Source organism: Rothia sp. HMSC066G02 (genome assembly GCF_001813145.1).
Lineage (GTDB): Bacteria > Actinomycetota > Actinomycetes > Actinomycetales > Micrococcaceae > Rothia.
This window is the reverse complement of the sequence record NZ_KV811590.1, coordinates 12,484-29,818: the sequence shown is the minus strand read 5'-3', so window position 1 is coordinate 29,818 and position 17,335 is coordinate 12,484. Positions and strand designations below refer to the sequence as shown.

The following is a 17,335-nucleotide window of genomic DNA, read 5'->3' as shown; positions in this document are numbered from 1 at the left end:
ATCCTGGGTCCCTCAGATCCTAACGTTCGCTACTCGGCGCAATGCCGAGCTTTTCCACCCGTACTGAGACGGTTGGCGCTAACTCCCACGCGGCTTAGGGGCGAAAACTATTCGCTTTCGCGGGCCGCCGAAATAGCGTCAGCGGCAATATGAATTGTTTGGTTCTCCTTCGGAATAACCAAAGGGGTGCCAGTGCATGGATCAGGAATAATAACCGATTGCAGGTCAAAAACTTCCTGGATAAGTTCCGGTGTAATTATCGCACGCGGATCGCCCTGAGCGATAATCCGGCCCTGCTTCATTAACACAACATGAGTAGCATACCTGAAAGCAAGGTTCAGGTCATGCAACACCACGGCTACCGTTCGCCCTTCGGAATGCAATTTCTTCGTCAGGTTCAGCACCTCGATCTGGTGCGTGATGTCCAGGTAAGTGGTCGGCTCATCGAGCAGAATCAGCGGGGTCTGCTGCGCCAGGGTCATGGCAATCCACACACGCTGACGCTGACCACCCGAAAGCGCCTCAATGGGACGCTCAGCAAGCTCCAGCACGTTCGCCGCCTGCATCGCCTCCACACAGGCGCGCTCGTCCTCATCAGACCAGGAACGCAGCAGCGACTGGTGCGGGTAGCGGCCGCGCGCCACCACATCTGCCACGGTCACGCCGCTAGGCGCCTCCGGGGTCTGCGGCAGCATCGCCAAGATCTTCGCGATAGCGCGGGACTTCATCTGCGGCAGCGGGGTGCCGTCCAGGCGAACCTCACCCTGCTTGAGCGGGTTCACGCGGGCAAGAGCCTTCAGGGTGGTCGACTTACCGCAGGCGTTCGGGCCCAAGATAACGGTCAGCTCCCCCTCCGGCACCTGAAAATCTACCCCGTTGAGCACCGTATGCTCACCGTAGGCAACCACCATGTTCTCGCCTTCAAGGCGGGTCGTCACACTAGCGTTCACTAGCTCTTCTTCCTTTCGAGGTAAATCAGGTAAATCAGGTACAGGCCGCCAATCGCGCCGGTCACCACACCCACCTGAATGATGCGTCCGGGAACAGCGAATCGGCCAATCAGGTCAGAGCCGAGCACCATGAGCGCACCCATAAGTGCCGCGGAGGTGAAGCCCACCCCGCCACTGCGAGACAGGGTCTTCGCGATGTGCGGTGCCGCCAGGGCGACAAAGGCAATCGGGCCGGTCGTCGCGGTCGCCAGCGAAACCAGAAGCACACCGATAAACAGAGCCGCCACACGGTACGCGTTCACGCTCACACCCAAACCGGATGCCACCTGGTCACCAAAACGAATCGCGCCCAGCGGGCGGACCAGCATCAGCAACAGCGGAGTCACCACGAGCAGCAGACCCATCAGCGCGTAGGTGCGCTCCCACGTGATGTCATTGAGCGAACCGGCAAGCCAGGACGCCGCGGTCTGCGCCTGAGTCAGCGAAGCACGCACCACCAGCAGCGCATTGAACGCCGCCAGGGTCGACCCCACACCAATACCGACCAGCACCAAGCGGAAGCCATGCAGGCCCGTGCGGCGCGTCAACAGCCACACCAGCACCGAAGTCGCCAAGCCACCAACCACAGCACCCAGAGCAACCTCAACGGGGCCGGAATTGAAGACAATAATCTGCAACAGCGCACCGGTCGCAGCACCATTCGTGAAGCCGATAATATCCGGCGAACCCAGGGCATTACCCGAAATCACCTGGAAAATCGCACCCGAGAGACCAAGCGCCGCACCCACCAGAAGCGCCGCCACAATACGCGCCGCACGCTGCTGAGCGAAAGTCACCGTAATCTGCTTGCCCTCACCCAGCAGCGCCGGGATCAGCTTCTCCGGGGCGATCTTATAATCACCCTGCAACATGCCCCAAAACGCCAGCGCCGCAATCAGCACCACCAACGCCACATTCAAAATCAGCACACGCCACGGCACCTGAGCACTCAGCGGACCGCGCACAGTCAACACCGGGCGGCCACCCAAATCGCGGCCGCTACGACGCACAGAACGATTAGCTGCAGTGGTGACGGTCGCCGTCGAAACAGCGGAAGAATTCGACATTAGAGAGCCTCCACCTTACGACGAGTCATCAAGAACAAGAACACCGGGGCACCGGCAAGAGTCGCCACAATACCCACCTGAGTCTCCTGCGGAGCCACCAGCACACGCGCCAACACGTCAGCACACAGCAGCCACACCGGACCCAACAGCGCCGAACCATAATTCACCCAGCGCACATCATTACCGAGTAGGGCACGCACCACAAACGGCACCGCCAAACCCACAAAACCAATCGGACCCACCGCAGCAGTCGCCGCACCGGCAAGCACCGTCACCGCCAGCAACGTCAAATTCTGGGTCGTACGCACACTCACGCCGAGGCTGGTCGCCGCCTCCTCGCCCATACTCAGAGCATTAATCGCAGGAGCCACAAAGAACGCCACCAGCATACCCAGCAGAATCACCGGACCCACCGTCGACGCGATATCCATACCGCGGCCCTCCAGCGAACCGGCAACCCACACACGGAACTCGTTATATGCATCCTGATCAGCCAAAATCAGGCCCTGTGCAATCGCCGACAGCGCCGCAGAAATCGCCACACCCGCCAGAGCGAGCTTCACAATCGACCCGTCACGACCACGACCCAGCGTGTACACCAGCACCGCAGCCAACGCGCCACCAATCGTCGCAGCAACCATGTACTGCCAAATACCCATCACGCCAAAAACCACCACGGAAGCAATCACAGCCACCGCAGCACCGGCATTCACACCCATCAGGCCGGGCTCAGCCAGCGGGTTACGAGTCAACGACTGCATCAAAGAACCGGCAACCGCCAACGCCGCACCCGCCGCAAGACCCACCAAGGTACGCGGAATGCGCTGCTCCATCACAATCGTCTGCGCCTGCTCAGAAGCAGTGCCATTGAAAACAGCCAGAACCTGATCTGGCGGAAGATTATTCGACCCGAACAGCAAAGAAGCAGCCACAGCCCCCACCAAAAGCACCGCAAACAAGAACAGAAAAGCCAGGCGCTTACCCAACTTCTGCCCCTGAATCACAGACCCCTGACGGGACGTACTCTCCTGCTGAACACCTCGGGACAATGAGCTCGTGCGGGCCACTATGCTCCTTATGCTCGATACAAGAAAACGGGGAGGCGCACCCGGCACCCCGCCGCAAGAGGGGGCACCCGGCACACCGGTAGATAATGAGAGAAACGCCGGAGCGGGTAGGGTACTCCCCCACCCGCATCCGACGTTATGTCTTAGCGCTTGCGGGCCAGCAGCAGCGCAGCGGCACCCACAATGCTTACGCCCAGAACCACCACGCCAATCCACGGGAACGCAGCACCGTAAGTCACGGTCTGAACGGTGGATGCGGTGTTAGCCGCGCCCGAAGCCGAAGCGCTCGGGTTTGACGCAGTACCGCGCGCAGCAGCCGAAGAGGACGCGCTCGCCGAAGCGGTCGCCTTCTTCTGGGCATTTGCAGAAGCCGAAGCAGCAGGCGCAGCGGAAGAGCCAGAGGTACCGGAGGTACCGGAAGAGTCAGCTTCCGCGTTCAGGCGGTCGTACTCCTCCTTAGTGATGGTGTTGCCCTCAGCGTCGGTGTACACGGTCTCAGCCTCAGCCGCGCCACCTGCAGAACCATTCGAGGAGCCGTTCGAACCACCATTGGACGAGGACTCGTTGGAATCGTTAGAGCCCTGAGCCTCGTCTGCAGAGTCTGAGTTGTTAGAGTTCGAGCCGCCGTTCGAGGAACCACCGTTGCTCTTCGAGCTGGAAGAGCCGCGGTTCGAGGAAGAACCCGAAGAGTTCGAGGAGGAATTATCCGAACCGCCCTCACCCACCACGGTGAACTCGGGGCTACGGTTGCTGTACGCCTCGGTGCCCAGGTACTTGCCGTCCTTGTCACGCTTCTCACCAGTTGCAAGGAAACGCAGAGTGTGAGTGCCAGCGCCAACATCCGGCAGAACGAAGGAACCGGAGACGTTACCGTTGCCATCGGTCTTCTGCTGGTGCACCACGCAAGCGCCCTGTGCCGCATCGGAGGGGCACAGGTTACCGTCGTCCACCTTCACGGACACCACAGTGTTTGCGGGGAAGCCGCTCACGCTAAAGGAAATCACGCCGTGCTCGCTCACAGAGGAGGAAACAGTCGAAGAGGTGCCGGGGGTAGATGCCTTCGCACCGCCCGGAGGCAGAGCGGATGCAGTGCCAACGCCCAAGCCCAGCGCCAGGGTTGCGGCAGCACAGGCGGTCAGCGCCTTAGAGGTCAGGGATGCCTTCGGGGCTCCCGAAAAAGGTGCACGCATGGTGGTCCTTTCAAAATTACCGGGGTCGAAGCTGAACGCTACCGGGTTCGTGGAGGTGCAGTTCAGCGGGTCGTGACCCGAATGGTTGGAGGCACCCGATCCACGCCCCTGTTCAAGGGTGCAGGGTCAAAAGTGTGGGGCGTGAGCCGGTGCCGGTGTGAATGTGTGGTCAGAGAGCTTACTTCTTGGAGGTGCGCAACAGCAGAGCCGCAGCCAAAACCACCAGGCCAGCCGCCGAGAGCAGCAGGTTATTGGCGTTGTTCACCAGCCACTTGGTCAGACCGGTCAGCTCAGTACCCTCAATGGTCGGGCCCTGTGCCTTGGTGCCAGCGGCGGAGTTCTGCGAACCCTGCGTGTTCTGCGAGTTCTGCGAGTTCTGCGAACCAGCGGCTGCCTTCGCAGCCTTCTTCGCGTTGGCTTCGGTCTTCTGCAAGCTGGTAGCCAGGGACTTCTGCGCGTTCTGAACCTTCGCCTTAGCCTGCACGCGGTTCACGACCGGAGCGGTGCTCTGCGAGAGGGCGGCGAGGGATGCGTCTACGTCGGTGGCGCGGGTGCTGATGCGACCGCCTGCGTTACGCATGGGCACAGGTGCCGTGGAGGTTGCGGTTGCGGGGTTCTCGTTCAGCTCTTCGACCTGCTGGTCGGTGGCGTCCTGCTCATCGCGGGAAACTTCCTGACGAGGGGTAACGGCACGTTCCACGGTCATGTCAGCAAAACCGAGCACCGCATTTTCAGCGCCCTGGTTGCCGTTGTGCACGACCACACGGTAGGTGGCGGCGGGCATACTCACGGTGGTTTCGTAGCTGAAGCTGCGGTTGTTATCCAGACGCTTCCAGCCGGAGCCGTAGAGGGTCTGCGGGGAGTTGCCGAGGTAGGTCGCGGCGTACACCCAGGTGCCCGGTTCAGCGTTCGGCACGGTCACGGTCACGGTGGAGCCGTCACGGCTCACCTGCACGCCATTACCGTTAGTCAGTTCGGAGGCGTTGACCGGCTCGGGCGCGTCACCGGGGGCGTACTCCGGAGCCTTGTCGCTGAGCTTAATCTTCTGTCGGATAGACACGCCGCGGTCGTAGTTTTTACCCTGCTCATCTGCTCCGCCCAAGGAACCGGAGAGAATCTGCACGTTGTGCTCGGAATTTTCGGTAGCCCAGCCTGCCTTAGCCAAATCTTCAGCGCTCAGACCGGTGTTTTCGGTGGTGGGTAGGGGAACCTCAACCTCAAAGGTGCCGTCTTCATTGGCGGTTGCCATGAAGTTCGCGGGCGAGTTGCCACCCTTATTGGTCAGGGGGTTAATGGCCTGGTGTGCATCATCGGGGAGGGCATCCAGGAACTTGACCGCAAATACGGCGCCGCGACCGGGGGCGTTGCTCACGAAGCCTTCACCGCGCACCACAATCTTGCCTTCGCGCCACTTTTCGGTGGAGATGGTGACATTCGCCTTCACGGGGTTCGCGGGCTTGGGGTCAGCAGGCTTGGGGTCAGCGGTGGGCTCTGCGGTAGGTGCCGGGGTGGGTTCTGCGGTAGCAGAGGGCTCCGCAGTAGGCTCGGCAGTCACAGAAGGCTCAGCGGTAGGCTCGGCAGTTGCAGAAGGCTCTGCAGTTACGCTGGGCTCAGCGGTAGGCTCGGCAGTCGCAGAAGGCTCAGCGGTGGCGCTGGGGTCAGCAGTGGGCTCTGCGGTCGGTGCGGGGCTCGGCTCCGGATCGCTCAGCGTAATATTCTGCGACACAGATGCACGACGGTCGTAGGTGTTACCGTCCGCATCCGTACCACCCAGGGAACCGGAAAGCACCTGAATACGGTGGCTGGTACCCTCCACGGTCCAGCCCTTGTTCTTCAGCTGCTCAGCGGTCAGACCGGTGTTTTCGGGGGTCGGCAGGGACACCTCAACCTCAAAAGTGCCGTCCTCCTTGGCGGTTGCCATGAAGTTCGCGGGCGAGTTGCCGCCCTTCTTGGTGATCGGGTTAATCGCCTGGTGCGCTTCATCCGGCAGGGCGTCGAGGAACTTCACGGCGAACACTGCGCCGCGACCGGGTGCGGTGCTGGTAAAGCCGGTGCCGCGCAGCACGAGCTTACCTTCACGCCACTTCTCGGTGGAGATGGTCACGGCAGCCTTAGCTTCCTGCTGGGTGGCGGCGGGGGTATCCGCGAATGCGAGAGTGGTGCCGGTCAGCGCTGCTCCGGGGGTGATGAGCGCGCCGGCGAGAGCCACGACGGCACCGTAGCGGGCTGCGGTGCGCACGGGTCGAGTTTCGGTCATTGTGGTCCTTGAGGATGGTGTGGTGGGTCGTGCATCCCCTTCCCGCCGCGGTTTTTAGGTCGCGGCGGGAAGGATGGCGGAAGCTTCAGCGGGTGATTGCTTCACAGGGTATTTAGAGCGGGGCGTTTAGAGCGGAAGCGCCTTCTTGACGTCTTCGATAATGCCCTCGAGCAGTAGCGGGCCGCCGGTGGAGGTCCACTTGGAGCCGTCCACGAGAATCACGTGGTCGTCCTTGAATGCCTTCAGGTTGGTGAAGCCGGAGGTTTCCTTCGCCTTGTTCAGTGCTTCTTCGGCGCCCTGCAGACCTGCGGAGCCCTGCGCGTTCGGGTTCTGCTGGCTTGCGCCGCCGAGGGTGCCCAGGAACATGTAGTCCGCGTCGATGGTTGCCAGGTTCTCGAGGGAGACGGGCTCGGAGTGGCCCTGACCGTTTCGGTCCTGCGACTCGGGGCGCTTAAGGCCCAGGTCGTTGAGTACCTGGCCGGCGGGCAGTTCCTTGAGGATCAGGGCGGGGCCGTTGCCTGCCCAGCGGACGATGGAGAAGGTCTTGTCGCCGTACTTGGGGGCGAGCTGGTCCTTCAGCGTAGCGGCGTTTGACTCGTATGCCTTGATGACTTCTTCGCCCTTGTCGACCATGTTCATAGCGTTGGCGACGTTGCGGAAGTTGATGCGCCAGTCTCCGCCCGCGTAGCCGCAGTAGACGACGGGGGCGATCTTCTTGAGAGTTTCGAAGGCCTCGGAGCGCTTGTCCACGCCGGTGGAGTCGACCAGAATCAGGTCGGGGTCAAGGTTGCCGATCTGCTCGTAGTTGACCTGGGCGACGGTGCCGATAATCTGCACGCCCTTGGCGCGGTCGGCAAGGTAGTTGGGCACGCCGGACTGGCCGCGACCGGAGACGGAACCGACGGGGGTCACGCCGAGGGCGAGCAGGCCGTCGAGGGTGGGTTCGGAGAGGACGATAACCTTCTTCGGGTTGGCGGGAACTTCTACATTCTCGTCGTCAATGTCCTTGATGGTGCGGGTGCCGCTGTTGCCACCGGAGGTGGAACCGCCGGAAGTGGTGGTCGTGGTGGTCTCGCTGCTGCATGCCGCGAGGGCGAGAGCAGCCGAGGAGGCGAGCGCCAGGCCGAAGAATGCGCGGCGGTTAACGCCCGATGCGCCGTGGTTTTCGGCGTCGGTCAGCTCGGTTCGGTTGAAAGACATAGTTCCCCCTAGATTTGACTAAACTATACCTAACCTTACAGATATCTGAGTGTTACATCAAGATGTGTTCAGTTTGCTTTTTCTGACCGCCGGGATGCCCGGTTTTACCGCGGAATTGCGCGGGGTAACATATCTCACGCTTTGTCATAGTCTTGCTGACACTATGTCGCTTAACTGGGTGTCTCTCCCCTGCTATTACCTCGCTATAAATCTGCGGTGGTTGAGAAAGCCGGGCACGCAAAACGCCCCGCCGCGAAGAGCCGCGACGGGGCGCAATCTTCGCAACGGGGCGTTGAAGTTTTATAGATGCGGGGGTGTCATCGATACGGGGCGCCGTTACCGGCGAGCACCGCTAGCAGCCGCAACCGCATCCGGCGCTGGAACGCTTGACCGATGCGGCCGCCTCACGCAGGGAGGCGATTGCCGCCTCCGGACCGCCGAGCGCCTCATCCACACCGTAGACCGAGCTACCGGCAACGAAGCAGGTTGCGCCAGCCTCCGCGGCACGCAGGATGGTCTCTTCGGTGATGCCGCCGTCCACCTGCACGGTCACCGGCAGGTTCGCCCCCTCAATCGCCTTGGCGGCGCGGGCGATCTTCGGCAGGGTCACGTCCAGGAACGCCTGACCGCCGAAGCCGGGTTCCACGGTCATGATCAGCAGCATGTCCAGTTCGCTGAGCATGTCCAGGTAGGGTTCCACGGCGGTTGCCGGACGCAGCGCCATACCCGCCTTCGCACCCTCAGCACGCAGGGTGCGCGCCAGCTTGATGGGGGCGATAGCCGCCTCCGCGTGGAAGGTCACCGATTCGCAGCCCATGCTGGCGTATTCGGGTGCCCAACGGTCGGCGTCCTCAATCATCAGGTGCACGTCGAACGGCACCGGGGAGATTTCGCGCAGACGCTTGACCACCGGCGGACCCCAGGTGAGGTTGGGGACGAAGTGGTTGTCCATCACGTCAATATGCGCGGCGTCTGCGGTGGAAATGCGCTCCAGCTCGCGCTGCAGGTTCGCGAAATCCGCCGAGAGAATCGACGGGTTAATGGCAATACCCATGGGGTTCCTTTCAAATCCGTGCCGTATGGCCAGTGATGCTAGGCGGTGAAGCGGCTAGTTCTTACGCAGCAGGGCGAGGAACATTGCGTCGGTTCCGTGCACGTGCGGCCACAGCTGCGCGGTGGTCGGGTTCTCCGAAGCCTTCAGGACCGGCGCGCCCTTCTTGACCTTGATCTCGGGGGTGTGGCCGGGGTCCTTCTCCCCCGCCAGCACGCTCACGGGCTCGCCGTTCGCGCCTTCGGTGTGCAGGGCGACTTCGCGCAGTGCGGCGGCGGAATCAAGCAGGCTGACCGCGCCGCTTTCGAGCACCTCGGCAACAATGTTCTGGGTTTCTGCCGCGTGCGGGGAGCAGGTCACGTAGGCGATGACGCCGCCGGGGCGGGTCGCCTCAATGGCTGCGTCCAGGAGCTGACGTTGCAGGGGCAGTAGCTCGGCAATATCGCGCGGGGACTTGCGCCAACGCGCCTCAGGGCGGCGGCGCAGGGCGCCCAGGCCGGAGCAGGGCACATCCACCATCACGCGGTCGAAAAGCTGACCGGGCTCAATGGATCCGGGCAGGTCAGAGGCGTTCTTGCGCAGGGTCTCGCGGATCTGGCGGCCGTCGCCGGTGAGTACCGTGTAGCTGTCCTCGGACAGGGGGCGCATGGAGGATTCCACGAGCTGGGCGCGGTGCGGTGCCGCCTCGTTGGCGACCAGGGATGCGCCGCGCTGAATACCGAGCGCACCGAGGAGTGCCGCCTTACCGCCGGGGCCTGCGCACAGGTCGAGCCAGGCGGTGTCGGTGCCGTCCAGGGGTGCTGCGGCGAGCGCGCGTGCCACCAGCTGGGAGCCGGCATCCTGGGCACGTACGGTGCCTTCACGTACGGATTCCAGGCGCGCCAAGTCGCCGGAGGCGTACAGCGCCGAACCTTCAACCAGCTCACCGTCGACGGCGCCCTGTTCGCGGGCCTCGTCGAGGCTACCCAGGCCGGGCAGCGCAACCAGGTTCACTACGGGGGCGAGGTTGTCCGCTTCGAGCAGCTGCTCAATTTCGGAGGCGGGGCGGCCGTGCGCGACGAGTGCCTGGCGCATGGAACGCACAATCCAGCCGGGGTGCGAGGCGAGCAGAGCCATTCGCTCGGTGTCGTCCTTCGCGTCCTCGATGATGAGTTCGTACCACTCTTCGGGGGTGCGCTCGGAGACGCGGCGCAGCACCGCGTTGATGAAGCTTGCCGGGCCCGCACCGATCTTTTCACGTGCCAGGGACACGCTCTGGTTCAGTGCCGCGTGGGCGGGAACGCGCATGTTCAGCAGCTGGTGCACGCCCATGCGCAGCACGATCAGGGTGGTGGTGCCGACCTTCTCGATGGGGCGGTCTACGCAGCGGCTGAGTATTGCGTCGTAGGTGCCCTGGTGGCGTAGCGTGCCGTAGGTCAGCTCGGTGGCGAAGCCTGCGTCGCGGTGGTCGAGGCGGTGGCTACGAATCGCCTTGGGCAGCACGAGGTTCGCGTAGGCGTCGGATTCCGCTACGGAGCGCAGTACGTCGAAGACGGTTGCGCGGGCGGTGTCTGCGGTACGCGAGCGTGCGGAGGGTGCCGCCGCGGAGAATTCGCGGGCGGACATGGAGCGGCGGTTGCGTTCGTGGCCGCTCTTATTGCGCTGGGAGGTGCCGCCGCCACCGCGTTTGGTGTCGTCGTGTTCGGTCTTGGCGCGGCGTGCGGCGCGTTCGACGCTGGTCAGGCCGTCAAAGCGGCGGCCGGTGCGCGATTCGGGGCGGGAGTTGTCGTCCCACTTCTGCGGGCGGCCCTGGGAACGCTGGTTCTGGGTGCGCTGGTTCTGCGAGCGCTCGGAGTTTTGTGACTGCTGGCGGTTCTGCTCACTCACACCGGAGCCGGAGCCAGAGCGTCGTCGACGCTTACGCTTCGCACCGCCCTCACCCTGGCTGAACTTGCCGTTGCCGGGCTTGCCATTGCCAGCGTGACCGGGCTTGCCGTGTTCTCCCTTGTAGGGGCGCTTTTCGTTGCTCATGCGAGTACCACCAGGCCTTCCGCCATGTCCTTGCCAGCGCCGCGAGCCCACGCGGGCGCATCCATCATTTTCTTACCGGCAGGCTGAACCTGCAGCAGCATCAGGGGTTCGGTACCGGTGCCGACGAGTACCTTCTTTGCGTGCAGACGCACCGCACCGGGTGCGAGGGGGCCGCCGTTCGCCTCGGTCAGGGACTGCACCAGGCGCTCGTCGGCTACCGCCAGGCCACCGATCTTGAAGCGGTTTTCGCCCAGTTCGCACCATGCGCCGGGTTCGGGGGTGACGCCGCGGAAGCGTGCCAGGATCTGTTCGGCGGGTTCGGTCCAGGTGAGGCGGCCGTCGGCAATGCTCATCTTGGAGGCGTAGCTGACCGACTCGTCCTCGACCTGCACGGTGCCGTTCTCGCCCGCTTCGAGGCGTTCGAAGGTGCGTTCAAGCAGTGCGCCGCCGCTGGTTGCAAGGCGCATCAGCACGGTGCCTGCGGTGTCGTCGGCGGCTACGGGGGTGGATTCCTGTTCGAAGGTGGGGCCGGTGTCCAGGCCTTCTTCGAGCAGGAAAGTGGTGGAGAAAATTTCCTGCTCACCGGCGATGAGGGCGCGTTGCACGGGGGCGGCGCCGCGCCATGCGGGCAGCTTGGAGAAGTGCAGGTTGACCCAGCCGTAGCGCAGGGATTCGAGCGCGGGCAGCGGCAGCAGGGCGCCGTAGGCGACCACGGCGGCTGCGTCAGCGTTCAGCTCGGCGATGGCTGCGGCGGCTTCGTCGTTCCAGCGGTTTGCCTTCACGATGGGCAGGCCGAGCTCCTCGGCGCGCTGCGCGACCGGGGAGGGGGTGAGCACGCGCTTGCGGCCCACGGGGGCGTCTTCGCGGGTGAGCACGCCGACCACGCGAACCTTATCGGAGTTCGCCAGGTAGTCGAGCGGGGGCACGGCAACCTCGGGGGTGCCTGCGTAAATAATGTTGAGCATGTGAGCCTACTTTCCGAAGCTACCGAAGGAGGAACCGGCAGAGCCTGCACCGAACGCGCCACCGCCGCCGAAGGCACCGCCCACGCGGGTTGCACGCTCGGTCACGGTCTTCGCGGCAACCGAGTTGTAGTCTGCGGCGCGCAGGGCACGCATCACGCGCTGGCGGTCTTCACCCACGAGGCGATCGATGAACAGCTTGCCATGCAGGTGATCGGTTTCGTGCTGCAGCATGCGCGCGAACAGGCCCTCACCCTCCAGCACGAGGGGTTCGCCGTGGCGGTCCACGCCGGTCACGCGCGCCCAGTTCTTGCGAGGGGTCGCGGACTTCTGACCGGGCACGGACAGGCAGCCTTCGCCGCCTTCCTGGTCTTCTTCGCCGACTTCGAGCACGGGGTTGATAATGTAGCCTTCGCGGTCGTCAATGCCGCCGAAGGTGAAGATTTGTTTGGAGATGCCAACCTGCGGGCCGGCAAGGCCCACGCCGCCCACGTCGTACATGGTTTCTAGCATGTCGTCGATAAGCCGTGCCAGGTCGTCGTCGAAGACGGTGATGGGGTCGCAGACGCTACGCAGCACCGGGTCGCCTACGGTGCGGATGCTCAGGATGGTCATGGTTCTCCTTTGCCGGCGGGTGCCGGGAATGTGCTTACGGATTTCAATATGGCTGCAGAACTGCGCCGGTAGAACCTCGCGGGTGAAACTGCGCTGGCGGGCTCTCTCGGCAGGAGGGGTCTCCCAGGAGCAGGTTCTCACAGCGGGCGCATTCTTCACAGCAGGTGCGCCGTTCTGCCTATTGTTCTATTGTCGCCGATTCAGTAGCGCGAATCTAGAACGAATCGAGGCGCTGGGGTGGAGGCGGCAGGGTGAGGGCTGAGCCTCACCTCCCTGGGCTCACCTCCCTAGGCTCACCTCCTCAGGGGGTTTGAGCCTCTCCCCTACGCTCGTTACTCCCCTATACCGCGGGCGGGGGTACTACGGGCATGAGCGCGGGGTCTTCAAATTCTTGGACCTGGCGGTCGAATTCCCAGACGCGGCGCAGGGCGCAGAACTTGTACCAGTTGCGTTCGAGCACGGCGGGGTTCGCCTGCTGCGGCAGCACCTGCGTTTCGCCGAGGGCCACGCCCATGAGGACGGGTGCGTCGCCGTATTTCCAGGGTTCCCAGGTGCCTTTGTCAGGGTCGACGATGGATTCTTCGGCTTTGAGTCCGGCAACGAGCTGCATGACGACTTTTTCGTCGAGTGCTTTGACGCGGCCGCGTTTGTCGGTGCCTTTGGTTTTGTAGTCGATGATGCAGGTTCGGCCTGCGATTTCTGCGACGAGGTCGAGGGTTCCCGCGTAGCCGACGGTGTCGTTCCAGATGGTGACTTCGGCGGCGAGGGGGCGGGGCTTGAAGGCTTCCCACCATTCGTCGAAGCGGTCGGCGTAGGCTTGTTCGCCGTTGATGATGAGCTGTTCGCGGCTTTCGTCGAGGTTGTGTTCGCGGCCCATGGCGCGTAGGGCGACGGCTTCGGCGTAGTTGTGGACGCGGTCGCCTCGGGCGGCGGCTGCGTCGCGGTATCGTTCGGAGGCGCTGGCTGCGTCGCGGATGATGGCGAATTTGAGGCCGTGGGATCCGGTGGCGCGGTAGGCGCGCTGGTCTTCGAGGGCGGCTTTGGCGGCCATGTACCCGTGCCAGCCGCTGAGGTCGTTGGCGTGCTGCCCGATGACGGTGGTGATGGAGGGGACGAGGGGTTCTCCTCCGCGGACGCGCGCGTACATGCGTCCGTAGTCGGTGGCTGCGGCGAGTTCGGGTGTTGTCACGGGGTACCTCATTCTCGGGTGGTTGTGTCCGCGGCTGGGTTTGTACTGCTTGTGGACACAAATACCGGTGGGCATAATAAAACCCCCGTTCCTTGAAACGGGGGTTATTGGTGCGTGATACTGGGTTCGAACCAGTGACCTCTTCGGTGTGAACGAAGCGCGCTACCACTGCGCCAATCACGCTTACGGATAAGACTATACCGAGGCTTGGCGTGAAGGTCAAATTTTGCGCTCCCCTTTTTTTCTTCCCGTTCCCTTCTCGAGGAGTATGCGGCGGCACCATGGAATCTAAAAGATCATCCCACCAGAGGTGACTGCAGGTTCAGTAATGACTTATGGACTCTGGTCATGAGGTACGGACTTTGGGGCTGGGTTAGCGTTTTGAGGGATAGCTTTTAACCATGGCTGAAGTCGCTAAGTCATTACCGAATCTCAGTCCGGTTTCACTGGATAAACAAAAAAGCCTGGCTTCCGAAGAAACCAGGCTTTTTTCCTAGTGTGACCCCAACCGGTTTGTAACGGTGACGGAGGGGCATGATGCCGAGCGCGCGAGGAAATCCATCATGCCCCGGAGTGCCGCGACGTAAGGAGCGGCGCCGTGAGAGGCTCACGGCGGCACCGTAGAATCTAAAACCAGTCTTTACCGGATAAACAAATAAACCCTCAGCCAGAAGACTGAGGGTTTATTTCTAGTGTGACCCCAACCGGATTTGAACCGGTGTTGCCGCCGTGAGAGGGCGGAGTACTAGGCCGCTATACGATGGGGCCGCAACCTCCGTGAGGAGGTTAGCTGGGATACCAGGACTCGAACCTAGAACAAAGGAACCAGAAACCTTCGTGTTGCCAATTACACCATATCCCATTACCGTTCCGTTTCTCGCCTTTCGACTTATCACCGGAACGAGTAATAACTATACGGGTCTTTCTGGAGGCGTGCAAGCCGAAATCTAGAGAGCCGCCTCACATTCACGGTTTTATGCCCGCTACTTCCGCGTGTTTCCGGGGTTTTTGGGGTTAAAAAGTTTTTTAAATTTCTTAAAAAGGAGGGTTTTGGGGTCGATTTTCACCCCTCAAAGCAGCTTCCAAGGGGCTCAGAGAGTGGCTTTAACCTCTCCCCCGCACGCTTTGCATCCCAAATTTTTTTGAAGATTTTTCCTGTATTGCCTCCCGATAGCCAGATGACCGGACAGTCAGGTCGTCAGATAGCCCGGCAGCCAGCACCCAGGTAGCCAGGTAGTCAGATAGTCTGGCAGTCAACCCACCCAAGCAACCGCCTCGGGAAAGATCACAGGACCCCGCCCCCCGCACCTCCAAAAACTAAAACCCCGGAGACAATAAAACCCCAGAGACAACAAAAAAGCCCCGAGGCGAACCTCGGGGCTTGAGCGGAGCGGTTGACGAGACTTGAACTCGCGACATCCACCTTGGCAAGGTGGTGCTCTACCAACTGAGCTACAACCGCATGTTTTCGCTTTGAACTTTTCAGTTCGTCGCAACAACAGGTACTACTATACGAGCCTTTACCGGGGTGCGCAAACCAAATTCTTGCTACACTCCCTCAAATGGAGCCAGATTCACCTCCGCAAAAGATACCGACTAGTAGTTTTACAGGAAATACCCATCACAAAAAATATTCTCAAATTTATGAAAAATCCCCTTATCCGCCGGGTTTCTTCAGACCTTTCGGTCGTCTGATTCCCGCTGGATAAGGGGATTCTCTAGAGCTTAGTCGCTACTACCGCCGGAGTCGCCTCCACCGGAATCGCCGCCGCCAGAGTAGTCGGAGCTGCTGTAGCTACTGTAGTCCGAGCTACTGGAGCTTCCGGCGTCGAAGTCGCCCGCGTCCGGGTCGGGGCCCGGGTCCACGAAGTCGTCTTTGTCGTCCTCGCGCTCTTCGTCCGAAGAATCCGAAGTGTCTACGCCGTCAGACGAGCTGCTGACGTCGCCACCGCGGGCGTGCCGTGCCTGAGCTTCTTGAGCGTTCAGGGCGGCGCGCGCCTCGAAGTAGGCGGTCACGTACCCGAAGGCTGCCGCAACAACAACAGCGACCACCATCAAGACGGACTTGTCCATGTTGGCGATGTACAGAATCAGCCAGATAATGCAGGCGTTGGTGAGCGCCATGAGGGTGCCCTTGAGCAGCGCCTTCCCCATAATCGATTGATTCATAGCTAGCTCAGTTCAGCGGCAAGCTTGCGCAGGCGTGCGAGGGAGGATTCCTTGCCCAGGATTTCCATGGATTCGAACAAGGGCGGGGAGATACGCTCACCGGACACTGCGATGCGCACGGGGCCGAATGCGAGGCGCGGCTTGATTTCCAGGCCGTCGACGATTGCGGCGCGCAGGGCTGCTTCGATGTTGGCTGCGGTGAAGTCCTCGAGGGGCTCCAGAGCCTCGATCGCTGCGGCGAGGACCTGCGGTGCGGATTCCTTGAGCTGCTTGCGTGCGTCGTCTGCGGTGCTGATTTCTTCGTCAGCCTTGAAGAGGAATGCGAGCAGGCCGGGTGCTTCGCCGAGCAGCTGCATACGCTCCTGTACGAGGGGTGCAGCTTCGGTGAGGACCTGCTCTTCACGCTCGGTGAGGGTTTCACCGAGTACGCCTGCAGCCTGCAGGTACGGGATGAGGCGGTCGCGGAAGTCCTTGGGGTCGAGCGCACGGATGTGGTCGCCGTTGATGGACTCTGCCTTCTTCACGTCGAAGCGTGCGGGGTTGGCGACAACGTCGTGTACGTCGAAGTGCTCGACGAGCTCATCAATGGTGAAGACGTCCTGATCTGCGGAGAGGGACCAGCCCAGCAGGGACAGGTAGTTCAGCAGGCCTTCCTTGATGAAGCCGGAGTCGCGCAGCAGGAAGAGGTTCGACTCGGGGTCGCGCTTGGAGAGCTTCTTGTTGCCCTGGCCCATGACGTAGGGCAGGTGGCCGAATTCGGGGATGAAGCTGGTCACGCCGGTGTCGATGAGTGCGCGGTAGAGCGCAATCTGACGCGGGGTGGAGGAGAGCAGGTCTTCGCCGCGCAGCACGTGGGTGACGCCCATGAGTGCGTCGTCGACGGGGTTCACGAAGGGGTACAGCGGGTCGCCGTTGGAGCGGACGACCACGTAGTCGGGTACGGTGCCTGCCTTGAAGGTGATTTCACCGCGAACGAGGTCGTTGAAGGTGATGTCCTCATCGGGCATGCGCAGACGCCACACGGGCTTGCGACCTTCTGCGCGGTAGGCTTCCTTCTGCTCTTCGGTGAGGTTGCGGTCGTAGTTGTCGTAGCCGAGCTGCGGGTCCTGACCGGCTGCCTTGCGGCGTTCCTTCACCTCGTCGGGGGTGGAGAAGTCTTCGTACACGTAGCCGCCTTCAACGAGCTTCTGGAAAATCTCGTTGTAGATGCCTGCGGTCTTACGCTCGGACTGGCGGTAGGGCTCGTGGGGGCCGCCGACGCCAACGCCTTCGTCCCAGTTGATGCCGAGCCAGTGCAGGGATTCAAGCACCTGGTTGAACGACTCTTCGGAGTCGCGTGCTGCGTCGGTGTCTTCGATGCGGAAGATCAGCTTGCCGCCGGTGTGGCGTGCGTACGCCCAGTTGAAGAGGGCGGTGCGGACCATGCCCACGTGCGGGGTGCCGGTGGGCGAGGGGCAGAAGCGGACGCGGGTGTCTGCGGGGCTGTTGAGTACGGGACCGTGGTATTCGGTCATGATGTCTCCTTGACGGTGTGTTTCAGGATGTACGTTACGTTTTTGGGCGCGGGCG

General features: G+C 62.3%; 13 protein-coding genes and 4 tRNA genes. All 17 read right to left on the bottom strand.

Annotated elements, in window-relative coordinates; translation table 11 throughout:
- Positions 1-107 precede the first annotated feature (107 nt).
- Positions 108-950 carry an ABC transporter ATP-binding protein gene (locus HMPREF2894_RS04030; RefSeq protein WP_049347404.1) on the bottom strand — a complete coding sequence of 281 codons (843 nt, stop codon included), beginning with the start codon at positions 948-950 and terminating at the stop codon, positions 108-110.
- Positions 950-2,056, bottom strand: a complete 1,107-nt coding sequence (locus HMPREF2894_RS04025; RefSeq protein WP_070677926.1) for a FecCD family ABC transporter permease — start codon at positions 2,054-2,056, stop codon at positions 950-952. Before HMPREF2894_RS04025 ends, HMPREF2894_RS04030 begins: the two co-directional genes overlap by 1 nt.
- The gene (locus HMPREF2894_RS04020) at positions 2,056-3,123 is read right to left on the bottom strand and encodes a FecCD family ABC transporter permease (RefSeq protein WP_083309905.1); all 1,068 of its coding nucleotides are present in this window, start codon (positions 3,121-3,123) and stop codon (positions 2,056-2,058) included. The genes HMPREF2894_RS04025 and HMPREF2894_RS04020 overlap by 1 nt, the downstream gene beginning before the upstream one ends.
- Positions 3,124-3,266: 143 nt before the next feature.
- The gene (locus HMPREF2894_RS04015) at positions 3,267-4,313 is read right to left on the bottom strand and encodes a plasmid partitioning protein (protein ID WP_070677924.1); all 1,047 of its coding nucleotides are present in this window, start codon (positions 4,311-4,313) and stop codon (positions 3,267-3,269) included.
- Between the two features lie 178 nt (positions 4,314-4,491).
- Positions 4,492-6,570 carry a peptidase gene (locus HMPREF2894_RS04010; protein ID WP_070677922.1) on the bottom strand — a complete coding sequence of 693 codons (2,079 nt, stop codon included), beginning with the start codon at positions 6,568-6,570 and terminating at the stop codon, positions 4,492-4,494.
- A 126-nt stretch (positions 6,571-6,696) separates the two neighbouring features.
- Positions 6,697-7,770, bottom strand: coding sequence for an ABC transporter substrate-binding protein (locus HMPREF2894_RS04005; RefSeq protein ID WP_070677920.1), 1,074 nt, complete (start codon positions 7,768-7,770; stop codon positions 6,697-6,699).
- 352 nt (positions 7,771-8,122) lie between these two features.
- Positions 8,123-8,824, bottom strand: a complete 702-nt coding sequence (gene rpe / locus HMPREF2894_RS04000) for a ribulose-phosphate 3-epimerase (protein ID WP_070605467.1) — start codon at positions 8,822-8,824, stop codon at positions 8,123-8,125.
- Positions 8,825-8,878: 54 nt separating this feature from the next.
- Positions 8,879-10,831 carry an RsmB/NOP family class I SAM-dependent RNA methyltransferase gene (locus HMPREF2894_RS03995; RefSeq protein WP_070677919.1) on the bottom strand — a complete coding sequence of 651 codons (1,953 nt, stop codon included), beginning with the start codon at positions 10,829-10,831 and terminating at the stop codon, positions 8,879-8,881.
- On the bottom strand, positions 10,828-11,796 hold the full coding sequence (fmt, locus tag HMPREF2894_RS03990; protein ID WP_005505557.1) for a methionyl-tRNA formyltransferase: 969 nt from the start codon (positions 11,794-11,796) through the stop codon (positions 10,828-10,830). The genes HMPREF2894_RS03995 and fmt overlap by 4 nt, the downstream gene beginning before the upstream one ends.
- A 6-nt stretch (positions 11,797-11,802) precedes the next feature.
- Entirely contained in the window at positions 11,803-12,408 is a 606-nt protein-coding gene (gene def, locus HMPREF2894_RS03985; RefSeq protein ID WP_049342135.1) for a peptide deformylase, read from the bottom strand.
- 340 nt (positions 12,409-12,748) lie between these two features.
- Positions 12,749-13,597: a PD-(D/E)XK nuclease family protein gene (locus HMPREF2894_RS03980; RefSeq protein ID WP_070605482.1), complete on the bottom strand. Its 849-nt coding sequence runs from the start codon at positions 13,595-13,597 to the stop codon at positions 12,749-12,751.
- A gap of 108 nt (positions 13,598-13,705) precedes the next feature.
- A tRNA-Val gene (locus HMPREF2894_RS03975) sits at positions 13,706-13,780 on the bottom strand.
- Between the two features lie 512 nt (positions 13,781-14,292).
- Positions 14,293-14,365: transfer RNA gene (locus HMPREF2894_RS03970), tRNA-Glu, on the bottom strand.
- Positions 14,366-14,387: 22 nt separating this feature from the next.
- Positions 14,388-14,459 (bottom strand) — tRNA-Gln (locus HMPREF2894_RS03965).
- Positions 14,460-14,986: 527 nt separating this feature from the next.
- Positions 14,987-15,059, bottom strand: a tRNA-Gly gene (locus tag HMPREF2894_RS03960).
- 263 nt (positions 15,060-15,322) lie between these two features.
- Positions 15,323-15,766: a hypothetical protein gene (locus HMPREF2894_RS03955; protein ID WP_070677917.1), complete on the bottom strand. Its 444-nt coding sequence runs from the start codon at positions 15,764-15,766 to the stop codon at positions 15,323-15,325.
- A 2-nt stretch (positions 15,767-15,768) separates the two neighbouring features.
- The gene (gene gltX / locus HMPREF2894_RS03950; RefSeq protein WP_070677915.1) at positions 15,769-17,280 is read right to left on the bottom strand and encodes a glutamate--tRNA ligase; all 1,512 of its coding nucleotides are present in this window, start codon (positions 17,278-17,280) and stop codon (positions 15,769-15,771) included.
- Positions 17,281-17,335 lie beyond the last annotated feature (55 nt).